The sequence below is a fragment of the Vibrio sp. V03_P4A6T147 genome (assembly GCF_002241085.1).
GTDB lineage: Bacteria > Pseudomonadota > Gammaproteobacteria > Enterobacterales > Vibrionaceae > Vibrio > Vibrio anguillarum.
On sequence record NZ_NDIO01000126.1, the window covers coordinates 1 to 5,090 of the forward strand.

Sequence of the window (5,090 nt, forward strand, 5' to 3'; positions counted from 1 at the left end):
CAAATAAACCGGCCCCTAATACTACAAAAAGAAAGATGACTCTAAACATTACTTATCCTCCGTAACGCTCATTGGAGAGACTTCACGGCGTAGGCGTTCAGTGATGACATCAGCGAGTTCGTGCTGAGTTTCAAGTTTAACTGGATATTGCACTTGTATATTTTGTTTACTGAGCTGCAATAGCGCGTGATTAAACTGCTGCACACTCTGATCATCGGAATTAAAGAAACTGGCTGACCATTTATCTGCTGTGCTCAGTGCCGTTGTATAAATCTCTTGTTGTTCTGCGTATACGGCTTTGATGGCGGTTTCTAATTTTGCTTTGAGATTTTCTTTTAGATAGAAGTGCTGTTCAGGTGACAGTAGCGGAATGGCATTACCGTCTCGAGTGCGGAAGGTAATGAAGTTCTCCGAGAAGTCTTTCAATGAGCTAACGAGATTATTTTGCCAGTCGTTAATATTTTCGGAAACTTGTGGTGCTGATTGCTGCTGAGTTTCAGGCAACATGGCATTGGCCAGCGGTAGAGTGTCAACTTGTTGCTGTAAGGTTGTTAAGCGTAACACTAGCCCTTCACGATCAATCAATGGGATGATTTTGAGCTGAGTAATGTCACGCGCCATGGCTTTGCGTAGCGGCACTAAGCTTGGGTCATTCAATTCAGCAATACGCTGATCAGCGCTTTCCATTAGCTTGGTCGCGCTGACGATGTCATGTTCTAGAAAAAGTTTACGGCCAGCTAGTTTCACTAAGTAGTCAGCTTCTGCTAGTAGCCAGTCGTTGGGACGGCGGCCTTTGATATCAGCTATCGCCAGTTGCAAGCTGTCGATACTTTTTTGCTGTTGATTCAAGGCTACGTCAGTTTTGTGAGTGAGTTGGTCCGCTTTGGCTTGTGTTTCCTGCTTTATTTGATTGATTTCAGCCGCGAGCTGACTTTGGGTTTGTGTTAATTGAGTCTGCAATGCGTTGATTTTGGCTTGGTAAACAGCGTCTTTTTGCTGCATTTGATAGGCTATACCACCACTGAAAATGATGGATAGGCTAATTGCAATAACAGAAAGTTTGATGCTGCGCTTTGCTCGTTTATCACTCTTTTCTTCAGGCTGAGGCGTGGGATCCTGCACGTAACTTTTTGGTGAATCAAGGTTATCCGTTGCGTCTTTTTCTGTAACCAGAGGAGGTGTGGCTGCTTTTTCAGGTTCAATATGCGGGTTATTATTTTTGCTTGTCATGCTTAGAGTCCTGTCTAGATTGGCTAATACTAGCCGCGAGTTCTGTATTGGAGGCGCTTCCCACGTTCGTGACGCACCCAAATCCCATGTGCAGCGCCTCTTGTCGAATTCGCTCGCTTGGGACAAAAAGAGCTAAATTTAGCAGCCAGAGTCGTTGTGAATCAGAGAATTGATCCATCATAAAATTGAGTTGACCTGAGCTGGTGACAACTAACTGAGTGACTTGCTGTTGCTGCCACAGAGATATCGATTCGGCGGCAAAGAGGGTGATCGTATCACGTCGATACACTTCCTTATACACCACATCAGCACCACGCTCGATTAAGCTGTCGTGGATGAGCTCACGTCCGCCATTACCACGTAAAATCATCACTTTAAGGCCCGATATTGATTGCAACTGCGGTAGGGCAAGCAGGTGTTCACTGTCACTTATCTGTGGATAGTGTACTTTTTGTTGGCTTAATTTGCTGAAAACATGTGCGGTTTTTTGACCAACGGCAAGGTATCTGGCGTCATTTGGCCAAAAATATCGGTGATCTTGCAAAAATTGATGACTGAACGTCACCGCGTTTTGGCTAACCGCAATAATAATGTCGCATTGCTGAAGTTCTGGGAGTAAATACGGGAGATCGGTTCCTGCATTAATCTGAATCAGTGGATGGTGAACGGAGCGGATACCGAGATCCGCTAATTGTTGGCAAAGTTCAATCCCTTGATTTTCGGGGCGAGTGACCAACACCGTCATGCTTTATTCGTGCTCGCAGTAGAGTTTGGACAGAATATCTCGCGCTCCATCATTGAGCAATTGATGGGCAAGCGTGATTCCTAGTTGCTCGGCATCGGAGCGGTGGCCGCGAATCTCACCTTGCACAATCTTAGAACCATCAGGCTCACCGACCAATGCTCTTAGCCAAATATGATCACCATCGAGCAATGCGTAGCTACCGATAGGTACTTGGCAACCGCCTTCTAATGTTAGGTTCATGGCTCGTTCACATTTCACGCGATCAGCCGTGTCAGAATGGTTGAGTGGCGCAAGTAATGCTCTTAAACGTTCGTCATCTAAACGGCATTCAATCCCGACTGCACCTTGCCCTACTGCAGGAAGCGATTGTTCTGGTTCAATAATGCTGCGAATGCGATCTTCAAGCTTCAAACGTTTTAAACCTGCTGCGGCGAGAATAATCGCATCGTATTCACCTGCATCGAGTTTTCCAAGACGAGTACCGACATTGCCACGCAACTCTTTAATCACAAGGTCTGGTCGATATGCTTTGAGTTGGCATTGGCGACGTAGGCTGCAGGTGCCGACGATGGCACCTTGAGGCAGTTGTTCAATGCTTTGATAGGTGTTTGAAACGAAAGCATCACGTGGATCTTCGCGTTCACAAATTGTCACTAGTCCAAGGCCTTGAGGGAAATCGACGGGAACATCTTTCATTGAATGCACTGCCAAATCGGCACGGCCTTCAAGCATAGCGACTTCCAACTCTTTGACAAAAAGCCCCTTACCACCCACTTTAGCTAAAGGCGTATCTAAAATGACGTCGCCTTTGGTTACCATGGTCACTAATTCCACTTCTAGGCCAGGATGAGCCGCTTGCAGCGCATCTTTAACATAATAAGCTTGCCAAAGGGCGAGCGGGCTTTTACGTGTGGCGATTCGAATGGGTGTTGCGTGAGTCATGATAATCCCGAGTGTAGGTAATGGATGGTTTAATCCTATCATTCCCTCTATGAAAGGTTTACTACTAGATCGTCGCTGTGAAGGATTGATGAAGAGATAGCATAAATTGGTCAAAATTGTGTGATTTATATCTCGTTTATATAATGAGCTATTACGACAAAGTGTAAATAGCTACGACACTATAGCCAAGGTCATTGGAGCGCATTGTAGGCATGCTCTGCCTGAGTGTGATATGCATCGAGAGGGCTTTACCAAATGGAAAGAAAATGTTAGATTGATCACGTTTTTTTGGTGCTTTAGAATAAAATATAATCAAAGCGCGTGTTAATGTTTCAACCAAGGAATCAACCTTGCAGGCTTACACCAAGACGTTAATTCAACGATTAGACAATCTCAACCAGCAACGTACCGAGCGTGCGCTGGCGCTTATGGATTTGCAAAGTCAACGTGTATTTCATTTCATTCCTGCATTACTGCACTTCAATCACCCGATTATTCCCGGCTACTACGATGCAAAAGTCCCTTATGGTGTCTATAGTTTTGAGCCTAACGACATCCAACGTCAGCTGGTTGAAGATACAGAGCTCACCTTAGGTCAACCCTTACCGACCGCTGATTCCCCCGCTATTCTTGCTCTGTATACCATGGGCAGTACCTCGTCGATTGGTCAAAGCACTTCGAGTGACTTAGATATTTGGGTATGTGTAGCATCGAGTATGAGCTGTGATGAGCGGGAAAGCTTAAGCAATAAATGTTTGTTGATCACCGATTGGGCAAAGAGCCAAGGGGTGGAAGCCAACTTTTTCTTGATGGATGAGCTACGTTTTCGCAGTAATCATTCTGAGCAGATGACAGGCGAAAACTGCGGTTCATCACAACATCTTCTGCTATTAGACGAGTTCTATCGCTCTGCTGTTCGGTTGGCAGGCAAGCGTTTACTGTGGCAAATTGTGCCTCCTGAAATGGAAGAGTGCTACGACGAATACGTGCACGAATTGTGCAGCAATGATTACATTAATTGCAGTGAATGGATCGATTTTGGTAAGTTGAACCGCATTCCTGCTGAAGAGTATTTCGGCGCAAACCTTTGGCAGCTTTATAAAAGCATCGACTCGCCTTACAAGTCAGTGTTAAAAGCGATTCTGCTTGAGGCGTATTCGTGGGAGTACCCACACACGCAATTATTAAGCATTGATACCAAACGAAGGTTTTTTACTCATGAACCTGATTTGTACAGTATGGATGCTTACTATTTAATGCTTGAGAAAGTGACGCGTTACCTTGAACGCATTGGTGATTCTGCCCGTCTTGATCTGGTGCGTCGTTGTTTCTATCTCAAAACGCATGAAAAGTTATCCCGTGAGCCGGGCCTAGGCTCAGTGGCATGGCGTCGAGAAGCATTAAGCCACATGATTCAGCAGTGGAATTGGTCGGAATCTGTTGTTCAAGAATTAGACAACCGCCGTAATTGGAAAGTTGAACAAGTTAAAGTCGTCCATCATGCGTTGTTAGATGCGTTGATGCTGAGCTATCGAAACTTGATCCAGTTTGCACGCCGTAATGACATCACCTCGGCCATTAGCCCACAAGATATTTCAATCCTCGCACGTAAGTTGTATGCGGTGTTTGAGGTGTTGCCGGGTAAAGTCACTCTGCTGAATCCACAAATTTCGCCAGATCTGCACGAGCCGGATCTCTCGTTTATTCAAGTTCGGGAAGGGCGAACCAATAAAGCGGGCTGGTATCTGTATAAGCAGCCTCTAGTTGCCCATCGTATGATTGGCCAACCTTTCCTTGAGCATAATGAATACCTCAGTAAGCTGGTCTCTTGGGCGTTCTTCAATGGTTTGATCACGGAATCAACTCATTTGCATTCAGTAGTACGTGACGCACAGTTGGATATTGATAAGTTCTATCAAATGGTCAGCGATTTGCGTAATACCTTCTCGTTGCGTAAGCGGCGGCCGACCATGCAGGCTCTAGCAAGCCCTTGTGAAATCAGCCAGCTGGCGATGTTCATCAACTTTGAAAATGATCCTACCGCGGAATTAAGCGGTAAATCGCTCAAAATTGATTTGAAAAATATAGATATTTTCAGTTTCGGATCTGAGCAAAAAAGCTTAGTCGGTAGTGTCGATTTAGTGTATCGCAACTCGTGGCATGAAGTACGGAC

The 5,090-nt window shown here is 45.3% G+C and carries 4 protein-coding genes; 1 reads left to right on the plus strand and 3 read right to left on the minus strand.

Going from position 1 to position 5,090, the window contains the following annotated elements; genetic code table 11:
- Positions 1 to 48: 48 nt before the first annotated feature.
- The 3 genes from B9J84_RS04870 to hemC are packed head-to-tail and all read right to left on the minus strand — an operon-like array spanning position 49 to position 2,917.
- Entirely contained in the window at positions 49 to 1,230 is a 1,182-nt protein-coding gene (locus tag B9J84_RS04870; RefSeq protein WP_094123659.1) for a uroporphyrinogen-III C-methyltransferase, read from the minus strand.
- Positions 1,214 to 1,975, minus strand: a complete 762-nt coding sequence (locus B9J84_RS04875) for a uroporphyrinogen-III synthase (RefSeq protein ID WP_094123660.1) — start codon at positions 1,973 to 1,975, stop codon at positions 1,214 to 1,216. Before B9J84_RS04875 ends, B9J84_RS04870 begins: the two co-directional genes overlap by 17 nt.
- A 3-nt stretch (positions 1,976 to 1,978) precedes the next feature.
- Complete coding sequence (gene hemC, locus B9J84_RS04880) at positions 1,979 to 2,917, minus strand: hydroxymethylbilane synthase (RefSeq protein ID WP_026028808.1); 939 nt, start codon at positions 2,915 to 2,917, stop codon at positions 1,979 to 1,981.
- Between the two features lie 350 nt (positions 2,918 to 3,267).
- Here hemC and B9J84_RS04885 point away from each other — a divergent pair.
- Positions 3,268 to 5,090 (plus strand): class I adenylate cyclase (locus B9J84_RS04885; protein ID WP_094123661.1); only part of this gene is annotated, 1,823 nt, incomplete at its 3' end.

What these genes read in the sequence shown, in the direction of transcription:
- hemC (WP_026028808.1), bottom strand. Translation starts at nt 2,917, where the DNA reads ATGACTCACGCAACACCCATTCGAATCGCCACACGTAAAAGCCCGCTC.
- B9J84_RS04870 (WP_094123659.1), bottom strand. Translation starts at nt 1,230, where the DNA reads ATGACAAGCAAAAATAATAACCCGCATATTGAACCTGAAAAAGCAGCC.
- B9J84_RS04875 (WP_094123660.1), bottom strand. Translation starts at nt 1,975, where the DNA reads ATGACGGTGTTGGTCACTCGCCCCGAAAATCAAGGGATTGAACTTTGC.